The following is a 20333-nucleotide window of genomic DNA, read 5'->3' as shown; positions in this document are numbered from 1 at the left end:
GGGTTGCACCGTCGTATCCGTGCAGCTCAGCCGTGATCGCGAGCGGAGCGCCTCAAGGCAACGCCAGACGACAACGCGTGGCGCCGCTGGATTGCTTCGCCCGCAACGACGCGAACCCGAAAAGCCCGACGCCCGTGGCCTCACCCCTTCCAGTTCTTCAGCGCCGCGAACGGGCTGTCCGCCTCCGGCGGCTTGTCCGGGTTCAGCACCGGCTCGACCTGGGCGATCGCGTCCGTCATCGAGAAGGCCGAGCCGCTCTGGAGCCGGCCGCCGGCGGCATCGCGGTGGCCGCCGCCGCGGAACAGGCGGGCGCCGTCGAGCGCCGTGCCGTCGTTGGAGCGGAACGACAGCGTGCCCATCCGCTGCACGTTGACGACGCGCTTGGCCCGGCCCGCATCCATGATCAGGTCGGAGACCCGCTGGAACGTGCCCGAATCGAGGGCGAAGGACAGGAGCGTGCCGTCCTTGAGGGGGCGGAACAGGGCGTCCGAGCGGGCGAGCGCCCGGGCGAGCCGCATGCGCGTGGTCAGCGCCCGGTCGTCGTCCGGCGCGTCGCGCAGGAGGGTCTCGACCACGTCGGACCGGATCGCGAGGGCGCGCCGCTCGAGATCGGCCGGGGTCGCACCCTCGCGCAACGACACGGCGGCCGCCCGCAGCAGGCCGGACATGAAGGTCTCGTGCCAGGGATGGCCGACGGGCACGAAGCTCGACACGCTCTCCCAGAACAGCTCGTCGAGCGCCAGGCCCCCCGGGAAGGCGGGGCTGTCCTTGCGCCAGAGGTCAACCGCGTCGATCGCCGCCAGCAGGGCGGTGAGGTCGGTGTCGGGCTCGTGGGTGGCGAACAGGGCCCGGTGATCGAAGGCCATCCGGGTGGCGCAGACACTCTCGTCGATCAGCAGGGTGCAATCCGGATCGCCGAGGTCGATTCGGCTCAGGCCCGGCCGCTCGGGATCGGCCACGGGCTCCAGGCCTTGACGGCGCAGCTGGTCCAGCGAGGAGGCGTGGTGGTCGAGGACCACGAGCCGGTGCTTCCGGCCGTCCTCACGGCGGCGGTTCATGGCGGCGAACTTCTTCAGGCCCGCGATGGTCTGCTCCTCGAGGCCGAGATCGGTCATGAGCAGGATCTCGCTCTCGCCCGCCCGGGCCAGGCGCTTGGTCTCGTCCTCGAAGACGGGGCCGACATCGCTGTAGCGCGGCACGTGGACGACGCGCTCGACCGCCGCGCAGGCGGAGGCGACCGTGGCGGCGCCGTAGCCGTCGAGGTCGTGGTGGGTGATCTGGATCAGGCGCACGCGGGACGGTCTCGGTCGGTGGCGGGTCCGGGCGGTCTACGACGCCCGGCGCCGCGACGCGAGGGGGCCACCTGTTAGCCGGCAGCTTCCCCTGGCCGGCATTCGGTGCAGAATATCGGCGGGACGCCGTGAGTCGCTGACGCGCGATCGGGCCCGAAGCACCGTGAAGAGTGCGCGTCAGCCCAGGGGGGGAAACAGTGGCTCCAGTCGCAACGCCGCGCGTGAAGCGCATCCAGACGATCTCGCTCACCCTTCTGGTGACGGCCGGGGTGGTCAATTACGTCGATCGCGCCACCCTGGCGGTGGCCAATCCGCTGATCCGGCAGGATCTCGGCCTGTCGATTTCCAACATGGGCCTGCTGCTGTCGGCCTTCCTGTGGGCCTACGCCTTCGCGCAGCTGCCGGCCGGCGCCCTGTCCGACCGGCTGGGCCCGCGCCTGACCCTGACCCTCGGCTTGGGCTGCTGGTCGCTCGGCCAGATGCTCGGCGGTGTGGTGACCTCGTTCTGGCAGTTCGTGGGTGCGCGGATCGTGCTCGGCGTCGGCGAGGCGCCGCATTTTCCGACCTGCGCCCGGGTCTCGCGCGACTGGTTCAACATCCGTCAGCGCGGCACCGCCACCGGGATCTGGAACTGCGCGTCCTCGCTCGGCACCTTCCTGGCCCTGCCGCTGCTCACTTTCCTGATGGTGACGTTCGGCTGGCGGTCGATGTTCGTCATCATGGGCGCCGCCGGGCTGGTGCTGGCCGGCATCGTCTATCTGGTGTTCCGCAATCCCCCCGAGGTGGACCTGACCCCGGCCGAGCGCGCCTTCCTGGAGGAGGGCGACGCCCCCAACACCGACCGGCGCGTCACCTGGCACGCGTGGCAGCGGCTGTTCCACTACCGGACCAGCTGGGGCATGATCATGGGCTATTTCGGCTGCATCTACATGACCTGGCTCTACACGGCCTGGCTGCCGAGCTATCTCGAGATCGAGCGGCACTTCACCCTGCAGAAGACCGGCATCATCGGGGCGATCCCGTTCGCGTTCGGGGTGCTGGGCGGCATCCTCGGCGGGCGGATCGTCGACATCCTGGTCCGCCGCGGGATCGACCCGATCCGGAGCCGCAAGATCCCGATGGTCGTGGGCCTGCTGGCGACGGCGGCCTGCACCGTGGTGGCCGCGCTGACGCCGAGCGACACGCTGGCGATCGCATGCATCTCGGCCTCGCTGTTCCTGGTCTATGTGAGTTCGTCGGCCGCCTGGGCGATGGCCTCCGTGGCGGCCCCGGCCAACTGCACCGCCTCGCTCGGCTCCATGCAGAATTTCGGCGGCTATATCGGCGGTGCCCTGGCGCCGATGATCACCGGCTTCATCGTCGGCGGGACGGGCCAGTTCTCGCTCGCCTTCATCACCGGCGCGGCGATCGCCGTGGTGGCGGCGATCGGATACTGGGTGCTGATCCAGGACCCGATCGCCGCCGAGACCCCGGCCGAGGCCTTCGCCGCCGGCCTCACCCCGGCCGAGTAGGCGGCGGTCAGCCGCGCATATGCGGCACAGGCGCGTGGAGATCGCGCGCCGGCCTGCGGGCCTGGAAATGCCGGCGCATCAGGTCGACGAAGGTCGCGGCCGGGCCGTCCCAATCGTGGCGGGCGGCGTGCGCCCGGGCGGCGCCGGCGTCGAAGGGCAGGCGGCCGTCGATCGCGGCGCCCATCAGGTCGGCCAGCCGCTCGACCCGGTCGGGGGCGTCCGGGTCGAAATAGCTCGCCGCGCTGCCCCCCGCCTCCGGGATCGCCGTGAGGCTCGACGCGATCACCGGCGTGCCCCGGGCGAGACTGTCGAGCACCGGGATGCCCCAGCCCTCGCCGCGGCTCGGGAAGACCAGGGCGGCGGCCCGGGTGTAGAGGTCCGACAGGCCGTTATCGTCGATGCCGGCGATGTGCACCGCGTCCGGGGTCCGGGTCAGCCGGTCGAGGGTCTCGGGCCGCTCGCCGTCGCCCTTGCCCACGACGATCAGCCGAGCCGCTCCCTCGGGCAGCCGCGCGAAGGCGTCGAGCACGAGGCCGAGATTCTTGCGCGGCTCCAGGCGGCCGACCATCAGCAGGTACGGACGCCCGTCCGCCAGCGGACTCCGTTCGGCGGAAGCCCGGGGCGGTGTCGAGCCGCAGCGCACCTCCGCGATCCGCTCGCGCTCGATGCCGTAGACCTTCGCGATGGAATCGCGGCTGTAGTCGGAGATGGTCAGGACCAGCTTGGCCCGCTTGGCCGAGAGCCGGGTCAGCACGCGGTTGCGCCAGCGCATCCGCCAGGAGAAGAATTCCGGGTGGGTCTCGAACAGGATGTCGTGGACCACCACGACCTGCCGGCTCCCCGGGACCAGCGGCGGGGCGATGTAGGTGGTCAGCAGGGTGTCGAGGCGGTCGCGGATCACCAGCCACGGCCAGATCGCGAGCAGGCGCAGGCTCGCCGGCACTCGCGGCAGCCGCTTGTGCTCGATATTGGCGCCCGAGACGATGCGGGCGCAGGCCTCCGGGTCGTGGGAATAGACCAGGTAGGTCGCGTCCGGGTGGCGGGCGGCGGCCCGCCCGATGATGTTGACGAGCCAGGTGCGGCTGCCCTGGGGCTTGCCGGTGAGCACATGCGCGTCGATGCCGATGCGTAGCATGTTACGGGCTCCTGTAGGCGCCGAAGGTCGGGGCTTCGCCGGCCGCGTAGGCGCGCCCGGCGAGGTCGCGCGTCGCACCGAGCGGGATGCCGGCGCGGGCGGGGGGCGTGGTCAGCGCGAGGCCGTCCGCGAGCGGCTTCGTCGGGTCGCGGAAGGCGGGGGTGCCGACGAGGTCGGGGCCCTGGCCGTTCAGCGGCAGGGTCGCGCCGTCGCTGGTCGTGGTGGCGGCCCAGCGATAGAGCGGGGCGCCTGCGCCGCTGCCGATGAAGTTCGGCCCGATCGCGTTGTTGTTGTCGGCGGTGGTCGCCTCGACCGCGATGGCCGCGATGCCGGGCCGGGTCGCGAAGGCGATGTTGTTGAGCACCCGGTTGCCCGCGGTGCGGTCGACCTGCTTGGTATAGTCGGAGGCCAGCACGATCTCGCCGCGATAGACGTGCTTGCCGCCGGAATCGCGCATGTTGCCGGTGACGGTGTTGTTCACCACCAGGTTCGAGCCGGCATCGAACAGGTTGATGCCGGCGCCGTCATTGTCGGTCGCCACGTTGAACGCGACGGTGTTGCCGTCGCACCATTGGTCGATCTGGATGCCGTTGCCGTCCTGGCCGGTGGTTTCCTTCTGGCCGGTGACGATGTTGTACCGGATGGTGTTGCGGTCGCCCGCGTCCTGCGCGGCGTCCTTGGCGTAGACGTGGATGCCCGAGGTGCCCGACATCCCGACGCCGTTGCCCGAGACCCGGTTGCCCTCGACCACGTAGCCGGAGCCGTTGATCTCCATCCCGTGGATGCCGTTGCCGGTCACGGTATTGGCCAGGATGAAGCTCGGATCCTCCGGCGGCACGTTGATCACGTCGACGGCGACGCCGTGGGTCTTGTTGTCGGCCAGCGTGTTGCCGGTGAGGCGGTGACCGGCTCCCGCGCCGTCGCCGATCCAGATGCCGAGGCCGGATTTCGACACGGTCGAATCCGCAACCGTGACGTGGTGCGAGCCGCGGCGGATGATGAAGCCGGAATTGACCGCGCCTCGCACGGTCAGGCCGGTCACCGTGACGTAGGCGGCATTCTCGAACACCACCGAATTCGACAGGACGGGCTTGGTCCCGGCCACCGCCGCCACCGTGACCGGTGCCTCGGCGCTGCCGCGGGCGCCGATCACCGCCACGTCGCCGTAGCTGCCGCCGCGGACCAGCACGCTGGAGCCGGGCGCGAGGCTCGCGAACGGGACATCGGCGAGCCGGGCCACCGTGCGGTAGCCGTCCATCGTGCCCCCCGCCGGGTCGACCAGGATGTTCTGCTGCGACTGGGCATCGGCCGCGCCGCAGGCGGCGAGCGCCGGCAGCAGCAGAGCCGCGAAGAGGCTTCGAACGTGCATCCGCGGGCGCCTCACGCCGCCAGCGCCCGGGCGATGGCGAGCCGCTTCTGGCGCTGGAACAGCCGCCGCCAGATCGTGCGGCCGGCCTCCGGGCTGATCCGGGTCAAAGCCCGCGCCGCCATCTGCCAGCCGGGCAGAAGGGCGGTCGGCATCGCCAGATCGGCGACCCGATGGCGCGGCGAGGCGGCGAGCGGCGGCGGGCCGACGAGGCCCAGCCGGGTGAGGTCGGCGACCAGGTCCGGACGCTTGCGGTACCACAGCACCAGGGCCGCGCCCTCGCGCTCGGCGATGCGCAGATAGGCCGCCTCGTCGAGGAGGTGGTGGTGATAGGCCAAGGCTTCCGGAGCGTAGAACAGGTGCATGCCGCGCCGGGCGAGACGCTCGCCGAGCTCGATATCCTCGTGCCAGGTCAGCCGCGGGTCGAAGCCGCCGGCCTCGTCGAGCAGGCGGCGGTCGACGCTGACGTTGCAGGTCAGGAAGGCGTCCCAGCCGACCTCCACGCGCCCCGCGAGGGCGTCGTAGGACGCGTCGTGGTGCAGGGCCGAGAACGGCGAGAACGGCAGGGCCGGGTCGATGGTCATGCGCCCGAGGATCGCGGTCTCGCGCCCGCCCCGCTTGGCATGGGCGGCGCGATGCGCCGCGACGAGACCGGGGGACGGGATCGTGTCGTCGTTGACGATCAGCAGCCGCTCGCCCCTTGCAACCCCGATGGCATGGTTGCGGGCGGCGTTGGCCCCCTGGTTCTCCTGGCGCAGATGCACCACCGGAACGCGGCCCGCCGCCACCGCCCGGCTGATCACCGTGCCGGTCGCATCCGTGGAGCCGTCGTCGCAGACCACGATCTCGAACGGGACGTCGGTCGTCTGCCGATCGAAGGCCCGCAGGCACAGGCGCAGCGTATCGGCGCGGTTGTAGGTCGGGATGATGACCGAGAGCACGGGGACGTCGCTCATGACGAAGCTTCCGGGATCGACAGGGCAAGGGGATCGGTGGGCGGATCGGCGGGGGCGCGCCGGCGCAGGCACAGCCAGGCGGCCACCGCGGCGGAGAGGCCCGCGGCGGCCGGCACCGTCAGCGGCGCGAGCGCCGCCGGGCCGGCGGCCCAGACGAGCGCCGTGACGAGGCCGGGCCCCAGCACGGTCGGTACGTCAGCCAGGGCCAGGGGCGGCCCCGCCTCCCGCCAGAAGGCGTGGGCGACCACCGCCAGCATCGCGACCTCGGCGAGGAGTGCGGCCCAGGCCGCGCCGAGCAACGGATCGAGGGGGATCAGCACCGCGCAGGCCGCCAGGTTCGTGGCGCAGGCCGCCGCGCTGCCGCGGACCGCGAAGCCGGTCCGGCCGAGCGGCACGAGCCCGGCAAACAGCACCGTGGCGGCGATCAGCAGGGCGCTCATGGCGGCCGCGATGCGCAGGACCGGCGCGGCGGCGGCGAAATCCGGTCCGAACACGAAGCGGACCAGGGGCTCGGCGACGGCGCAGGCCGCCACGGTCCCGGCGATCGCGGCCGCCAGGATCAGGGTCAGCGCCGGGCGCACGCTGGCGCGGAGGCGATCGGTGCCGGATCGCGGCCGGCCGGCCTCGAGCGGCCCGACCGCCCGTCCGAAGACCGGCACGAGCGGAGCGCACAGGGTGATCGCCACCGCGGCGCCGAGCTCGAAGAACCGGAAGCCGGCGGTGAACTGGCCGAGCTCGGCCGCCCCGGCCAGGGCCGCCAGCATGATCAGGCTGATGCGGCCGTTGAGCGAGCCGAGCGCGTTCGAGACGCCGACGCCCGCCGCGGCCCGTATGGTCGCCCAGCCATGCGCCACGGAGGCGGGGCGCACGGGTACGAGCCGGGCCGCCAGGACGAGGCCGACCGCGCCGTAGACGATGCCGGAGGTCACCGCGACGACGCTCAGCGCTGCCTCGGGCCATTGCAACCAAAGCGCGAGTGCCGTGCCGCCGACCAGGGTCGCGGCGTTGGCCAGGGACGGCCAGACCGACCAGCCGGGCCGGCCGCAGACCTGGAACAAAGAGTCGAGAAAGCGCGCGGCCGCCAGCGGCATCAGCACGGCCGCGAGCGCCAGGGCCGGCCGGATCTCAGCGGGCAGGAGCGGCAGGGCGCAGAGCAGCAGCGCCCCGGTGGTGACACCGAGGAGCAGGCGCGCCGAGATCATGCGGCCGAGCTCGACCGCGCGCATCTCCGGCGCCCCGGCCCCGAGGCGCGCGCCGAAGGTCAGCGTCGTGCCGAAATCGGCGGCGATGAGCGCCACCGCCAGCACCGCCAGGGCGAGCCCGTAGCGGCCGAGCGCCTCCGGGCCGACAGCGTGGCCGACCATCACGAAGGCGGCGAAGCCCGCGGCCAGATAGACGCCGCGCCCGGCGGCCTGCCCGAGCAGATTGGCGCCGTAGCGCAGGCCGCCGGTGCGACCCCGTCCACGCAATCGATTCACCAACCGGTACATCTCTCGGTGAAGCCCTGCTGAAATCCGCGACCTACGATTGCATCGTGGCAGGCTGCGTATGGCTTGCAACCGCATCTTCAATTTATGGTTGCAGAGATAGAGCGTCTGAGGAAACCGGAGGACTGCGTATGTCCGAGCGCGCCGAGACTGCAGCCCGAGGGATCCACCTCGCGGGCGCATCGGGATCCGCTGGGGAGCGACGGCCGAGCTGGGCGCAGATCCGCGCCGCCCTGGCGGCGGACCGCGCGCACTGGCATCGCCGGGGTCACGGCTCGGCGACCCTGCGCCGGGGCTATCACGCGGTCTGGCTCTACCGGCTGTCGCGCTACAGCCACGAACGCGGCTGGCGGATGGCGGCCTGGCTGCTGTGGCTGGTCAACGGCTGGTGGACCGGCGCCGACATCCCGCCCTCGAGCCGCATCGCCGGGGGGTTGTTCCTGCCCTATCCCCACGGTGCCGTCATCGCCGGGGCCGTGGGGCACGATGTGGCCTTCGGGCTCCAGGCCTCGATCGGCGGCCTGCTGAAGGAGCCCGATCAGGATATCGGCGGCGGTCCGGGCCTGCCGGTGCTGGGGGACGGCGTGGTGCTGGAGGCCGGCGCGATCGTGCTCGGCGCGGTGCTTGTCGCCGACCGGGCTCGGATCGGCCCGCGCACCATCATCCTCAAGGATGTCCAGATCGGCGAGACGGTGATGCCGCAGCCCTGGCGTCCCCTGCCGGGTCGCGGGGCCGCCGCGTGACCGGCGCCGCTTCGACCACAGAGGCGGGCGGCCCTCCCGCTGCGACCGGGTTGGCGGAGCTGCGTCGCCTCCTGGCGGCGGATTTCGCCCGCGTCCTGCGCCAGACAACCGGCGGCAAGCCGACCTCGCGGCTGCGCCGCCTGATGCACCTCACCCTGCCGGCGATGCAGGTCGCGATCTGCCACCGCACCGCCCATCTGCTCTACGGCCGCGGCTGGCGGCGCTCGGCTGCCCTGGTCTCCGACCTGTCGCTGCGGCTGACCGGCGCGAGCCTGCATCCGGGCTCGTCGATCGGTCCCGGCCTGTTCGTGCCGCATCCGGCCCGGGTGGTGTTCTGCGCCAGCGCGGGGACCGACCTGATCCTGCTGCCCGGGACCCTTGTGGGTCCGCGGGACTGGGTGTTCCCCGGGCAGCCGTTTCCGGCGGACGCGCCGCGCCTCGGCGACGGGGTGGTGGTCGGCGCCCACGCCGCCATCCAGGGCGCGGTCACGGTCGGCGCCGGGGCGACGATCGGGATCGGCGTCTGCACCCTGCGGGACGTGCCGGCCGGCACCGTGACGATGCTGGCCCAGCGGCAGATCCGCAGCCTCCAGGCGGGGCCGGAGGGCGCCGATGCAGCCTAGCCCGGAACAGCCGGTCCGGCGCTCAGGCCGGCCCGTGCTCGTGCCGGCGCAGCGCCTCTCGGCCCCGGCGGGCGGCCCGCCGGGACGGGAGCTGGCGCCGGAGCACGTCCTCGTAGGCATCGAAGATGCCGCGCCACCCGAAGGCGTCGGCGTGCCGCTCCCGGGAGGCTGCCGACAGGGCGTCGAGCCGGCTCGGCGCGGCGCGCACGAGGTTCAGGATGCCCCGGCGCAGCTCGGTCTCGTCGCCGAAATAGACCGCGCCGTCGCCCGCCACCCAGCGGTTGAACGGGTTGTCGTGGGCGAGGATCGGGGAGCCGGCGCCGAGCGCCTCGACCAACGACGGGTTCGTCCCGCCGACGGTGTGGCCGTGGATGTGGAAGCGGGCATGCAGCCGCAGGGCCGCCACCCGCTCGGATTCGTAGATCGCGCCGGCGAAGATCACGTCGGGGCCGCCCGCGGCCTTCACGACCCGGTGGTAGGGATCGGACTCCATCAGCTTGCCGAGCACGACCAGAGGCAGGCCGGGGCGGATCTCGCTCCAGGCGCGCACGATCTGGAGCACGAGGTTCTCGGGCACCACCCGGGCGATCAGCAGCCCGTAATCGCGCGGGCGCACCTTCAGGTCGGCCAGCGGGGCGGTCGATGCCTCCAGCACCGGGTCGGCGCCGTACGCGATGGTGGTGATCCGCTTCGCCGAGGTGTTGCGGGCGAGGTGCCGGGCGATCTCCGGATGGTCGGCGACCAGATGCGTGGAGAACAGGCTGCCGAGGCGCTCGTTCAGCCAGAACCACGCCTTGGCGAGCTTCGACCACCGGTCGCGCTTCCACTCGATCCCGTCCATGTTCATCACGCTGCGCTTGCCCGTGAGCCGGTACAGGATCGAGAACGCGGCGGTGTTGTAGCCGAGGACCAGCGGCAGGGCCGGCCGGAACGCCGCCTTAAGCGTGCATTTCAGGTCGAACACGATGGTCGCGAAGGCGCCGTCGCCGCGGACCGCCACCGGGATCAGCGCGATGCCGCGCCAGACGCTCGGCGGGGTCGGTTTGCTGACCTGGCAATAGACCTCGACCCGCCAGCCGCGCTCGACGAGCTCCAGCGCCAGGCGTTCGGCCAGGGTCTCGAATCCCCCATGCGCGGCCGGCACGCCGCGGGTGCCGAGGATCGCCACGGCCGGACGCCCGTCCGGCTCGCCCCCCTTCACCACCACCGCGCGCACCGCGCCGTCAGAGGAGCCTGAAGAATGGTCACCGTCGAACAGCGCCTGTTCCGGGAGATGGGCGCCGGGGGGTATTCCCGGCAGGACCACCGGATGGAGTACATCGTCCGCGTCAACGCGCTGCTCCGGCCGGATATGCGGGTGATGGAGTTCGGGGCCGGGCGCGGCAAGTGGAGCGATGACCCGGTTCCACTGCGCCGGCACCTCGGCGACTTCCGCGGGCGCTGCGCCCACGTCATGGCCTGCGACGTGGACGAGGCGGTCCTCGAGAACAAGTCGGCCGACGCGGTTCGGCTGATCGGTCACGACGGGATCCTTCCATTCCCGGATGCGAGCTTCGACCTGATCTCGGCGTTCTCGGTCCTCGAACATATCGAGCATCCCGAGGTCACCGCGTCCGAGCTCGGCCGGGTCCTCGCCCCGGGGGGCTGGCTCTGCGCCTGGACGCCCAATCGCTGGGGCTATGTCGGGGTCGGCGCGCGGCTCATCCCGAAGCGGCTGCACGCGCAGGTCCTGCGCTGGGTCGAGCCGCGGCGGGTCGAGATCGACTCGTTCGTGCCGCTCTACACGATGAACACGGAGGCGGCGCGGAAGCGGCTTTTCCCAACTGATCGGTTCGAGCACTTCACCTACAGTTTTGACGGGCAGCCGTTCTATCATGGCGAGAACATCGTCCTGGGCAAGTTCTGGGAGCTGCTGTTCCGGCTGACGCCGGGTCCGTTGAAGGGCTATCACATGGTCTTCATCCGCAAAAAGGCTTGATGCCGGTGTGAAGTCAGCTTCGAAGACTGCGCAGGTGGGCGGAAAACCTGCGCATGTCTTCGGCCTTCCGGGCCAGTTCCGGCTGCCGTTTCAGCCGACCGGCGAGCCCGTAGGCCAGCGCCCGCAGGGTGAAGCCGAGCTGCAGCGGGCCCGAGAAGAAGGCCGGCGAGGACAGGAGCCGGCCGGCATTGCGCAGGCGGTAGATCCCCGCCAGCCCGTCGAGCCACCGGGCCGAGCGCGTGCCCGCCGATCCGCCCTGGAGATGGACGACCGCGATCCCCGGCAGGTAGGCGACCCGCCATCCGGCATCGCGCAGCCGGCAGCCCCAGTCGACATCCTCGCCGTAGAGAAACATCGGGCTCTCCAAGCCGCCGATCGTCTCGATCGCCGCCCGGCGCATCAGCACGAAGGCGCCGCAGACCCAGTCCACGTCGAGGGCGGCGCGACCTCTGGCCTGTCGGCTCGCCAGGTAGAGGCCGCGCAGGCCGAAGCGCCCGGACAGCCCGGCGGCATGGACCAGGGTCGAGAGCGGGCGCGGCTCGTAGCCGGCATCGCCGACCTGGTGCCGGCCGTCCGGGAAGATCAGGCGCGGCCCGAGCGCGCCGACATCCGGATGCGCGTCGAGATGGGCCAGCGCCCTGGCGAGCGCCTCCGGGTCGCGCAGGAACGCGTCGGGGTTGAGCAGCAGGATCGTGTCGCCCTGTGCCGCCGCGAGAGCCACGGCGTTGCCGCCCGCGAAGCCGTGGTTGGTCCGCTCCGCGATCAGCCGCACCCACGGGAAGCCGCGGGCGATCCGCTCCGGCGTCCCGTCGGACGACGCGTTGTCGACCAGGATCACCTCGTAGGGACGGTCGATCCGGCTGGCCGCGAGGAGCTGCAGGCAGGTCTCGATGTCGGCGCCGGTATTGTAGGTGACGATCAGGACGCTGAGGCGGATGCCGCTCATGGTCCGTATCCTTCCCGATACCGTTCGGCCGCAGCCCGTCTCTGCGCCGCCCGCACGCCCGCGATCAGGCCGAGGCCGGTGTAGAGCAGCTCGGCGATGCCGAGATTCAGGCGGAAGCCCGGGTCGACGAGCCCGTGCAGGAGATGGGCGATCAACCCGATCGCGCAGGCGGCCGCGATGGCGGCGAGGGGATCCCCCACCGGCGCGCGCCAGGCCGCCCGGAAACCTCGGACGATGCCGACCAGGAAGACCAGGGCGAAGGCCGCGTAGCCGACGATCCCGACCTCGGTGAGGATCAGGATGTGCAGGTTGTGCACCACGTGGTTCGAGCGGTCGAACAGGCCGGTGAGGCGGGACAGGCCGGTCTGGTCGAGCACCGCGAACTGGTTGCCGAAATTGTTCAGCCCGACGCCGAAGATCGGGAATTGCGCGAACAGCGCCAGGGCGGCCGCGTTGAGCGGCCCGCGCTGGGCCGCCGAGCCGCCATCGTCCGCGGTCAGGCGCTCCCAGACCAGCGGCCCGGCATAGATCGCGCCGATCCCGGCCACCACGACGAGCAGCGCGAACACGATTAGGCTCGCCCTGGAGAACAGCCGGTCCCGGTAGACCAGCAGGATCACCAGGGCGGCCGAGAGCGGGTAGGTCAGCCAGGAGGCGCGCGACAGGGTCAGCACCACGCCGACGACGGCCGAGCCCGCTCCGGCCGCCCCGATGAGGCGCAGGAGCTTCGGGCCCCGCGACAGGGCGAGCGCCAGGGCGAGCGGCCAGACGAACTCGTAATAATAGCCGAGGATGTTCGGGTGGACCTTCAGCCCGCCGGCCCGGCGCTGCGCGGTGAAGTTGATGTTCTCCTCGACGATCTGCTCCTCGCCGAGCACCGAGAGGCCGAGTTCGGAGCCGGAGACGTATTGCAGCCCCGCCACCGCGGTCTGCACCAGGCAGAGCGCGCAGATCGCCAGGGCCAGGGTGCGGATATCGGTGCCCGACAGGTTCGAGACCGCGACCGAGACCAGGAGGAGGCCGAGGAACCGCCAGGCATCGAACCACAGATAGGCGGTGTCGGTGGCGTTGCTGAGGGAGAGCAGGCCGGCGGTCAGGAAGCCGAGCTGTGTCAGCACGAGCGGCCGGTCGAGGCGCAGGCCCGGGACGCGCTCGCCGATGCCGGTCAGCTTGGACAGGATCAGCGTCAGCGCCACCAGGAGGGCGACGCTGACCGTCAGCCCCGCCCCGCCGCCGATGCTCGGCAGGTATTGGCCGACCGCCTCGAAATGCTGGAAGAAGCTGACGTCGAGCTTCACCGTCAGGCCGACCGCCAGGGCGACGAGCAGCAGGGGCGTCAGGCGGTACCGCTGCCCGGCGATCAGGGCGCCGACCCCGCCGAAGGCCGCCGCCAGACCGACGACCGCGAATTTCAGCGGCGCCGCGCTCAGCGCCACCGCGCCCGCCGCCGCGGCGAGGCCGAGCCCGGCGACCGGCAGGGCGCGCGCTATGAACTGCATCGAACCGGATCTCGGCTTATCGGGCGAGCGCGCCGAATTTGCTCAGACGCGACAGGCCCCCTCTCCCGCACGGGAGAGGGGACCCGCGCCTCATCCGTCATTCGAGACGAAGGCATGCCGAACCCACACTCGCCCCGCCCGTTGCTCCTGCAGGAAGGGGCGCCGCTCATCCGAGCCACCGGTACAGCCATTTCGGGATCGGCCGCCGGGTGCCGTTGAGGACGATGCCGAGCGGCGCGCCGCCGGCGGCCTTGAGGTCGGCCAGCGCCCGCTGCGCCACGGCGCGCCGGGTGCGCTCGGCGCCGATCACCACGACGAACCCGTCCACGAAGGGCGAGAGCGCCGCGGCGTCGCCGATCTCGGTGATCGGCTCGCAATCCAGGATCGCGAGGTCGAAGCGCTCGTCGACCAGTGCCAGGAAATCCTCGACCCGGCCGTCTTCCAGGGTGGCCCGCCGGATCGCCGCCGGGTTGCCGGCCGGCACGACGCTGAGGCCATCGGCCACCGGGTGGACCCCCAGGCTCGGCGCGACCTCGCCCGCGATGATGTCGGCAAAGCCCGGCCGGCCGACGAGGCCGAAGGCGTCCGCGAGGGACGGCCGCGACCAGTTCGCCTCGATCAGTGCGGCGGTCCGGCCGCGCCGGGCATAGGCGCCGGCAAGCTCGCGGGCGAGCGTGCTCACCCCCTCGCCGGGCTGGACCGCGGTGATCCCGACCCGACGGAGCCGGGTCTCGTGGCGGCTGAGTTGGACGAGTGCCGGCTCGAGCACGGCCGGGTCGATCATCGGGGCATGGGCGGCGATCATGCGACGGCTCCACCGAAACGCGGCCGCCGCTCGGCGCTCGTGCGCAGCGGAACCGCGGCCAGGACCGGCACGCGCAGCGAGCGGGCGACCTCGGACGGGCTGCGATAGGTCTGGGCGAGGATCTCCGCGAGCGCGACGTAGGCCAGCGCGGCGAGCAGCCCGAGCCCGGCCGCCAGGCCGAGGATCAGCGGGCGGTTCGGGCCGGAGGGCAGCCGCGGGGGCACGGCGCGCGCCACCAGGGCGGAGGAGGTCACGGCCTGCGCGTCGAGCCCGGTGCCGGTGCGCAGGGCGTCGATCCGCTTCTGGGTGTCGGTGATCTCGTCGGTGAGCAGGCCCTTCTGTTGCACGAGCCGCCCGTAGGCCAGGGCCGCGTCGCTCTGGCCGATGGCGGCCTTGCGGCGGCTGGCCTCGATCCCCGTGATGGTTTGGATCTTCTCCGCCAGCACCGCGAGGCGGGCCGTGTCGGCGGCGATCAGCGCCTGGTACTTCTGCCGGGTCAGGGCGGTGAGATCCCGGTCGAGGCTCACGAATTCCGGCGCGGTCGGCCGGAACCGGACGGCGAGCTCGGCCCGCTTGGTCCGGAGATCGGCCCAGCGCGTGTCGAAGGCCGCAACAGTCGGGTCGGCGTCGGGGGGCGTCGGCTGCCAGCGGTCGGGGCCGGTCTCGCGGGTGCGCTTGAGCCGGGACTCGACGCCCTCGCGCTCGATCTGGGCCGCCGACTTCTGGCGGGCGAGGTCCGAGAGGGTGCCGAGGTCGTTCTGCTGCTCGATCTCGAAGCTGGCGGTGTTGTTCCCCTTCAGGGATTTCGCCAGCTGCGCGTCGATGGCGGCGAGGTCGGCCTGCGCCCGCTCCAGCTTGCTCTGGTAGAAGGCCGCCGGGGTCTCGTCGGCGTAGACCTCGACGTGGCGGCGCTTGTAGGCGTCGAGGAGCCGGTTCAGCGCCTGGGCCGCGAAGGTCGGGTCGGTCCAGGTGAAGCCGGTCAGGATCACGTCCGTCTCCTTGACGAACACGACCTTGAACGAGGCGAGATAGGCCTCGAACAGCTTCTCGTCCGGGCTGAGATGGCGCAGCAGGCCGAGCGCCTCGAAGGGGATGCGGACCGTGTCGACCACCCAGGTCTTGACCGCCTTGGCCCCGCGCATGGCGACGCGGCCCTGGTAGATCAGCCAGTCCATCCACTCCTCGGGGGGCGGCCCGAGATCGCCGACCGGGGTGATCGCTTTCAGGGCCGCGAACTCGCCGCGCACGATGCTCGGGTCGCGCAGGATCTCGACCTCGTTGTTCACGTTCTGCGCGCGCTCGGAGAACATGTAGTTCTGGTTGGCGCCGCCCTGGACCGGGGCGGCGGCCTTCTCGCGGCCGAGACGGATGATCAGCTTGGCGTCGGCCGTGTATTCGGCCGGCGTCAGCAGCAGATAGATGCCGGCACCGAGGATCGCGGCGGTCAGGATCAGCAGCGCCGGCCGGATGTGCCGGAACAGGGCCGCCAGGGCGTCGCGGAGATCGAAGGCGCTATCCGCGACGGCGTCGGGCGCGGTCCGGTCGAAGCGGGGCAGGTCGGACTTCGTCACGTCCCGGACCTCACGGTGGCGCTGGTGGAGGTGTTGGCGGACGGGCCGGTGATGTAGTTCACCCCGAAGCCGGTGCCGTTGAAGAGCAGGATCTGGCGGACCACGAGGTCGACGGCGCGGGCGGTCTTGGCCAGCAGCGACGGCGGCACGTAGACCGTGGCGTTCGGCGGCACGATGATCGTGTCGGCGAGGCCCGGCTGGCCGATATCGACGATGCGGACGCTGCCCGCGGCTTCGGCGTCGAACCGGATGATCCGCACGGCGTCGCCCGCGGCGGTCGGCAGGATGCCGCCGGCCGAGCCCAGGACTTGCGCCAGGGTGCGGGCGCCCTGGAGGGTGACGGGACCCGGAGCCCGGACCTCGCCGAACACCATGGTGTTGGCCGGAACCAGGCTCGCGAGCCGCACGCTCGTGCTCACCGTGGCGAGCTGACGGTGGTAGGCCGCCGTGAGGTTGCCGGCGAGCTCAGCTACGGTCTTGCCGGCGGCCTGGACGGGGGGCACCATCGGCAGGTTGATCTTGCCGTCCGGCTCGATCGCCAGCACCTTCACGCGGCCCATATCGGCTCGCTGGGTGAGCTCGCGGAAATCATCGGTCACGGTGCGGAACTTGCGCAGCATGATCGTGACGACCGGGTCGATCAGCACGTCGTCGTAGGTGCTCTTGATCAGCGCGGCCGCAGCCTCGGGCGACAGTCCGGCGACCTTGATGCCGTTCTTGCCCGGCAGCGAGATCCGGCCGTCCGGGCGCACCAGCACCGTACGGTTGTATTCCGGGTGGGTGCGGAAATCGACGTCGAATTCGTCGCTCGGGTTGAGCCGGTAGGTCGGCTGGACCACGCTCGAGTCGATCAGGAACGACACTTCGAGGTTGTCGCCGACATTGAGCCGGTAATTGGCCAGGCCCAGGCGCATGGTGCGCCCGACCTCCTCCTGGGCGGCCGCCACCACCGCGGGCGGGAGACCGTCGGGGATCGAGCCGGTCTGCGTCACGTCCGGGCCGGACCGCGCGGATGAAGGCGGCTTGCCGGACATGCACCCGGTCAGCAACGGGGCGCAGGTCAGGACCGCCAGCGCGGCGGTGCGACCTCGCGGATGATCCGCGATGCTGGATGCCCGGGAGACGCGCCGGGTCGCCGCGGCAAGGAACGCAGACAGGAAAAACGCCATCGACCTTCAGCCGCACCATGCTCGACTGCGCCCGTCCGATGACAACCCGTGATCGAACCGCGCAGAGCGATACAATCGACGGGTTTGGTTAACGACGCTTGAACCCGGCCCGCCAGAACTCTATCAGAAGTTGTGAAGGCGGCCCTGTGGCAAAATGCGGAGTCGCAGAGCGCGGCTGCCGCAGCCGGAGGGACCGCATCGGGCGCCGCGACGTCGCTTCGGCGATGCCCGCACAACCCCCAGAATAGCGATTGCGGTTGCGCCCCCGCCGCGCCTCCAGAAACCGCTCCGCCAAAGCGTCGCGGATCTCGCTGACGGGCGGCTCGCGCGCGGAATGCCGCTGCGCCGAAATCAACATTCGACGCAGCCGCGGATTTTGCGGTGAACTGTCGATCGCGCGGGTTTCGCAATCTACAGCGCTAGCTCTTCAAGTGCTTGCTTGCGATTGATGGTTTGATTAGCTGGGGTATCGAGCGAATCGCCGCCGATATGCTGATGAGGCCGGGGCGATGCGGTCCTGATCGCCGGTATCCGCCGGCCCGGAGTCGAGCGCCATGCCCGGCCTGAATCCCGCGCTGTTCGCCCGCCTCCACGACGACCTGGAGGCGGGCTTTCAGGAGGATCTGGAGGAGGCGGTGGTCGATCCGGCGCGCTGGCCGGACCTGATCGAGCGGGTCTCGCTGGCCTCCGGAAGCGAAGGCGCGCTGCTTCTGCGGACCGACCGGACGGCGCTGAATGCGCTCACCACGGCGTCGCTCGCCGAGTCGTCGAAGCGCTATTTCGAGGAAGGCTGGCACCGGGAGGATCATCGGTTCCGCGGCCTGCCGATGATGCGCGCCCGGGGCATCGCGGTCGACCAGGACTTCACCACACCCGACGAGATCGCGCGGCTGCCGTTCTATCAGGACCTGCTCGCCTCCAGCGGCCTGCGCTGGTTCGCCGGGGTCGGCTTCGAGGTGAAGGGGCGGCTCTGGTGCCTGGCGCTCCAGAGGACGGTGGCGCAGGGTCTGTACGAACCGCACGAGCAGGCGCGCCTCGCCACCCTGTCGCCGCTGCTGCGGCGCGCAGGTCTCCTCACCGCGATGATCGAACAGGCGCGGCTCGCCGGACTGGCCGAGGCCTTCGACGTGATCGCGCGCGCCGCCATGATCCTCGATTCCGAGGGCCGCGCCCTGCGCTGGAACGCTGCGTTCGGGGCCCTGTTCGGTGCCGACCTGAAGCTCGCGGGCGGACGCCTCGCCGTCGAGGAGGGTGAGGCCGCACGGCAGCTCGAGGCGCTGTCGCGACCATCCGGCCGGGCGCCGATCTCCGCGATCGTGGTGGCGCGCCGGGACGCCGCGCCGATCGCCATCCATGTCGTGCCGCTCGTCGGCCCGACCCGCGGCCTGTTCGCGGGCGCAAGCACCCTGCTGATCGCCAGCGTTCCAGGGAGCGCGCCGGTCCCCGCGGCCACCATCCTTCAGACCGCGTATCGCCTGACCCCCGCGGAAGCGCGCCTCGCCCAGACCCTGTCCGGCGGCCTCACCCTGGCCGAGGCGGCGAGCCGCTTCGCGATCACCGCCGCCACCGCGCGGTCGCAGCTGAAGGCGATCTTCGCCAAGACCGGCGCGACCCGGCAATCGGATCTGATCCGGCTGGTCACCGGGCTCGCCCGCTAGAGTCACGCGATCGATCGGGATGCGGATGCCGGCGGGATCCCACGGCCCGGCGCCACCCCGGCGTCGCCGCACCCTGCGGTGCGGGGGCGGAGCGCCGGGGGAACGTGTCGGGTCGTGCAGCCGTTTGCAGGGACACGAATGGAGTGAACACGATGACCTATCGGATCGCACTGGCCTCCGCGCTGACCATCGGCGCTCTCGTCGTCGGCGCGCCCGCCGAGGCGAAGGGCTGTCTCAAGGGGGCGGTGGTCGGCGGTGTCGCCGGTCACATGGCCGGGCACGGCAAGATGGGCGCCGCCGCCGGCTGCGCCGTGGGTCATCACCGGGCCAACAAGAAGGACAAGCAGGGCTGATCGCGCCGTCCGGTCCACCGCTCGCGCCGCATCCGGCGCGGCGGCCATCCGAGACGACGCACGGCCTCGTGAAGCCGGGTCCCCGATCGGGGCCCGGCTTCACGCGTTTTGGGAGCCGGTGTTTCGCCGGCCGAGACCGACCGAGACCGACCGAGGCCGATCAGGGATCGGGGACGGGGCCGCATCGGGCCGAACCCTTGACCCTTCATTGGAGTTGTTCTAATTAACAACTGTGAGCAGGCGGCCAGCCTTCGGTCGCCTCCGAAGCCTTCACGACGACGGAGAGATACGATGACCGGTACCGCGAACGCCGCCTGCGAGAGCTGCCGCTTCTTCGACGATCACAAGCTCAACGGCGCCCAGGCGCAGGGCGACGAGGGTCTCTGCCGCTTCAACCCGCCGGTCAGCCAGCCGGCCCCGCAGTCGAAGGGTCTGTGGCCGGTGGTCGCGTCCCAGGATTGGTGCGGCCACTTCACCGCCGAGATGACCGCCGCCGAGTAATCGGACCCGGGCACGTCGATCGCGGGAAGGCCGAGCGTCCATCCCCGCGCCGTCCGGCCCGGCGATCGATCCATCTCGAAATGCGCGCGATCACCCGGCCCCACGGGGTGGTCGCGCGCATTGCCGTTCGGGCCGGCGCACGTATGCTCGCGCCGTGACCCACACGATTCGTCCCGCCACCGAGGCCGACATCCCGGCCATCGCAGCCATCTACGACGAGGCCGTCCGCACCAGTACGGTGAGCTTCGAGCTGGAGCCGCCGGGCGTCGCGGAGATGGCCCGCCGCTTCGCGCTCCTGCGGGAGGGCGGCTTCCCGTATCTCGTGTCCGTCGGGAACGGTGCGGTTGCCGGCTACGCCTATGCCGGACCCTATCACCAGCGCGCGGCCTACCGATCGACCGTCGAGGATTCGATCTACGTGGCGCGCGCGGCCCGGAGCGCGGGCGTCGGGCGGGCCTTGCTCACGGCCTTGATCGCCGAAGCCGAGCGGATCGGCGCCCGGGCGATGATCGCGGTCATCGCGCAGAGCGATATGGCGGCCTCCGTCGCGTTGCATGCCGGCCTCGGCTTCACGCCGGTCGGCACCCTGGTCGGCGTGGGTTACAAGCACGAACGCTGGCTCGACGTCACCCTGATGCAGCGCGCGCTCGGACCCGGCCGGAGCACGAGGCCGACGCGCCTCTGAACCGCCAGGCGCCGCAACGAAGACTATCCAATACCTCTCAGCCCTAGGCTGCGCC

General features: G+C 71.6%; 19 protein-coding genes. 8 read left to right on the top strand and 11 right to left on the bottom strand.

Annotated features, from left to right (window positions below; all coding sequences use genetic code 11):
• Window positions 1-140: 140 nt before the first annotated feature.
• The gene (locus LGR69_RS16605) at window positions 141-1292 is read right to left on the bottom strand and encodes a dimethylmenaquinone methyltransferase (protein ID WP_122162371.1); all 1152 of its coding nucleotides are present in this window, start codon (window positions 1290-1292) and stop codon (window positions 141-143) included.
• 197 nt (window positions 1293-1489) lie between these two features.
• Here LGR69_RS16605 and LGR69_RS16600 point away from each other — a divergent pair, with 197 nt between their 5' ends.
• Window positions 1490-2803 (top strand): MFS transporter, encoded by a 1314-nt coding sequence (locus tag LGR69_RS16600; RefSeq protein ID WP_307354604.1) that lies wholly within the window; start codon window positions 1490-1492, stop codon window positions 2801-2803.
• A 7-nt stretch (window positions 2804-2810) separates the two neighbouring features.
• On the opposite strand, the gene LGR69_RS16595 is transcribed toward LGR69_RS16600, so the two are convergent.
• Genes LGR69_RS16595 through LGR69_RS16580 form a run of 4 tightly spaced genes read right to left on the bottom strand, consistent with a single transcriptional unit; the run spans window position 2811 to window position 7738 of the window.
• On the bottom strand, window positions 2811-3938 hold the full coding sequence (locus LGR69_RS16595) for a glycosyltransferase family 4 protein (RefSeq protein ID WP_230366692.1): 1128 nt from the start codon (window positions 3936-3938) through the stop codon (window positions 2811-2813).
• A gap of 1 nt (window position 3939) precedes the next feature.
• Window positions 3940-5307, bottom strand: coding sequence for a right-handed parallel beta-helix repeat-containing protein (locus LGR69_RS16590; protein WP_230366691.1), 1368 nt, complete (start codon window positions 5305-5307; stop codon window positions 3940-3942).
• Window positions 5308-5318: 11 nt separating this feature from the next.
• The gene (locus LGR69_RS16585; protein ID WP_007566295.1) at window positions 5319-6260 is read right to left on the bottom strand and encodes a glycosyltransferase family 2 protein; all 942 of its coding nucleotides are present in this window, start codon (window positions 6258-6260) and stop codon (window positions 5319-5321) included.
• Complete coding sequence (locus tag LGR69_RS16580; protein ID WP_230366690.1) at window positions 6257-7738, bottom strand: lipopolysaccharide biosynthesis protein; 1482 nt, start codon at window positions 7736-7738, stop codon at window positions 6257-6259. The genes LGR69_RS16585 and LGR69_RS16580 overlap by 4 nt, the downstream gene beginning before the upstream one ends.
• A gap of 140 nt (window positions 7739-7878) precedes the next feature.
• Here LGR69_RS16580 and LGR69_RS16575 point away from each other — a divergent pair, with 140 nt between their 5' ends.
• Together LGR69_RS16575 and LGR69_RS16570 are read left to right on the top strand one after the other, a co-directional pair.
• Window positions 7879-8490, top strand: coding sequence for a serine acetyltransferase (locus tag LGR69_RS16575; RefSeq protein WP_007566300.1), 612 nt, complete (start codon window positions 7879-7881; stop codon window positions 8488-8490).
• A gap of 50 nt (window positions 8491-8540) precedes the next feature.
• Entirely contained in the window at window positions 8541-9113 is a 573-nt protein-coding gene (locus LGR69_RS16570) for a serine O-acetyltransferase (protein WP_230366689.1), read from the top strand.
• A 22-nt stretch (window positions 9114-9135) separates the two neighbouring features.
• On the opposite strand, the gene LGR69_RS16565 is transcribed toward LGR69_RS16570, so the two are convergent.
• Complete coding sequence (locus LGR69_RS16565) at window positions 9136-10329, bottom strand: DUF1972 domain-containing protein (protein ID WP_230366688.1); 1194 nt, start codon at window positions 10327-10329, stop codon at window positions 9136-9138.
• A gap of 24 nt (window positions 10330-10353) precedes the next feature.
• Here LGR69_RS16565 and LGR69_RS16560 point away from each other — a divergent pair, with 24 nt between their 5' ends.
• Entirely contained in the window at window positions 10354-11091 is a 738-nt protein-coding gene (locus tag LGR69_RS16560; RefSeq protein ID WP_007566305.1) for a class I SAM-dependent methyltransferase, read from the top strand.
• A 13-nt stretch (window positions 11092-11104) separates the two neighbouring features.
• Here LGR69_RS16560 and LGR69_RS16555 read toward each other — a convergent pair whose 3' ends face one another.
• The 5 genes from LGR69_RS16555 to LGR69_RS16535 form a co-directional block, all read right to left on the bottom strand.
• The gene (locus tag LGR69_RS16555; protein ID WP_230366687.1) at window positions 11105-12037 is read right to left on the bottom strand and encodes a glycosyltransferase family 2 protein; all 933 of its coding nucleotides are present in this window, start codon (window positions 12035-12037) and stop codon (window positions 11105-11107) included.
• Window positions 12034-13536 carry an O-antigen ligase family protein gene (locus tag LGR69_RS16550; protein WP_230366686.1) on the bottom strand — a complete coding sequence of 501 codons (1503 nt, stop codon included), beginning with the start codon at window positions 13534-13536 and terminating at the stop codon, window positions 12034-12036. Before LGR69_RS16550 ends, LGR69_RS16555 begins: the two co-directional genes overlap by 4 nt.
• 166 nt (window positions 13537-13702) lie before the next feature.
• On the bottom strand, window positions 13703-14341 hold the full coding sequence (locus LGR69_RS16545) for a CpsD/CapB family tyrosine-protein kinase (RefSeq protein ID WP_230366685.1): 639 nt from the start codon (window positions 14339-14341) through the stop codon (window positions 13703-13705).
• Window positions 14338-15912 carry a GumC family protein gene (locus LGR69_RS16540; protein ID WP_230366684.1) on the bottom strand — a complete coding sequence of 525 codons (1575 nt, stop codon included), beginning with the start codon at window positions 15910-15912 and terminating at the stop codon, window positions 14338-14340. Before LGR69_RS16540 ends, LGR69_RS16545 begins: the two co-directional genes overlap by 4 nt.
• The gene (locus tag LGR69_RS16535; protein ID WP_230366683.1) at window positions 15909-16946 is read right to left on the bottom strand and encodes a polysaccharide biosynthesis/export family protein; all 1038 of its coding nucleotides are present in this window, start codon (window positions 16944-16946) and stop codon (window positions 15909-15911) included. Before LGR69_RS16535 ends, LGR69_RS16540 begins: the two co-directional genes overlap by 4 nt.
• Before the next feature lie 689 nt (window positions 16947-17635).
• Here LGR69_RS16535 and LGR69_RS16530 point away from each other — a divergent pair.
• From LGR69_RS16530 to LGR69_RS16515, 4 genes are all read left to right on the top strand, one after another.
• Window positions 17636-18739: a helix-turn-helix transcriptional regulator gene (locus LGR69_RS16530; protein WP_230366682.1), complete on the top strand. Its 1104-nt coding sequence runs from the start codon at window positions 17636-17638 to the stop codon at window positions 18737-18739.
• Between the two features lie 152 nt (window positions 18740-18891).
• The gene (locus LGR69_RS16525; RefSeq protein WP_007566321.1) at window positions 18892-19092 is read left to right on the top strand and encodes a hypothetical protein; all 201 of its coding nucleotides are present in this window, start codon (window positions 18892-18894) and stop codon (window positions 19090-19092) included.
• Between the two features lie 291 nt (window positions 19093-19383).
• Window positions 19384-19593, top strand: coding sequence for a hypothetical protein (locus tag LGR69_RS16520; RefSeq protein ID WP_007566324.1), 210 nt, complete (start codon window positions 19384-19386; stop codon window positions 19591-19593).
• Window positions 19594-19747: 154 nt separating this feature from the next.
• On the top strand, window positions 19748-20278 hold the full coding sequence (locus tag LGR69_RS16515) for a GNAT family N-acetyltransferase (RefSeq protein ID WP_230366681.1): 531 nt from the start codon (window positions 19748-19750) through the stop codon (window positions 20276-20278).
• The last annotated feature ends 55 nt before the right edge of the window (window positions 20279-20333 follow it).

The organism is Methylobacterium brachiatum (assembly GCF_020523825.1).
GTDB classification, from domain to species: domain Bacteria; phylum Pseudomonadota; class Alphaproteobacteria; order Rhizobiales; family Beijerinckiaceae; genus Methylobacterium; species Methylobacterium brachiatum.
This window is presented reverse-complemented; position numbering and strand designations above follow the sequence as displayed.

What these genes read in the sequence shown, in the direction of transcription:
- LGR69_RS16535 (WP_230366683.1), bottom strand. Translation starts at nt 16,946, where the DNA reads ATGTCCGGCAAGCCGCCTTCATCCGCGCGGTCCGGCCCGGACGTGACG.
- LGR69_RS16590 (WP_230366691.1), bottom strand. Translation starts at nt 5,307, where the DNA reads ATGCACGTTCGAAGCCTCTTCGCGGCTCTGCTGCTGCCGGCGCTCGCC.
- LGR69_RS16530 (WP_230366682.1), top strand. Translation starts at nt 17,636, where the DNA reads ATGCCCGGCCTGAATCCCGCGCTGTTCGCCCGCCTCCACGACGACCTG.
- LGR69_RS16560 (WP_007566305.1), top strand. Translation starts at nt 10,354, where the DNA reads ATGGTCACCGTCGAACAGCGCCTGTTCCGGGAGATGGGCGCCGGGGGG.
- LGR69_RS16555 (WP_230366687.1), bottom strand. Translation starts at nt 12,037, where the DNA reads ATGAGCGGCATCCGCCTCAGCGTCCTGATCGTCACCTACAATACCGGC.
- LGR69_RS16550 (WP_230366686.1), bottom strand. Translation starts at nt 13,536, where the DNA reads ATGCAGTTCATAGCGCGCGCCCTGCCGGTCGCCGGGCTCGGCCTCGCC.
- LGR69_RS16575 (WP_007566300.1), top strand. Translation starts at nt 7,879, where the DNA reads ATGTCCGAGCGCGCCGAGACTGCAGCCCGAGGGATCCACCTCGCGGGC.
- LGR69_RS16525 (WP_007566321.1), top strand. Translation starts at nt 18,892, where the DNA reads ATGACCTATCGGATCGCACTGGCCTCCGCGCTGACCATCGGCGCTCTC.
- LGR69_RS16520 (WP_007566324.1), top strand. Translation starts at nt 19,384, where the DNA reads ATGACCGGTACCGCGAACGCCGCCTGCGAGAGCTGCCGCTTCTTCGAC.
- LGR69_RS16545 (WP_230366685.1), bottom strand. Translation starts at nt 14,341, where the DNA reads ATGATCGCCGCCCATGCCCCGATGATCGACCCGGCCGTGCTCGAGCCG.
- LGR69_RS16595 (WP_230366692.1), bottom strand. Translation starts at nt 3,938, where the DNA reads ATGCTACGCATCGGCATCGACGCGCATGTGCTCACCGGCAAGCCCCAG.
- LGR69_RS16585 (WP_007566295.1), bottom strand. Translation starts at nt 6,260, where the DNA reads ATGAGCGACGTCCCCGTGCTCTCGGTCATCATCCCGACCTACAACCGC.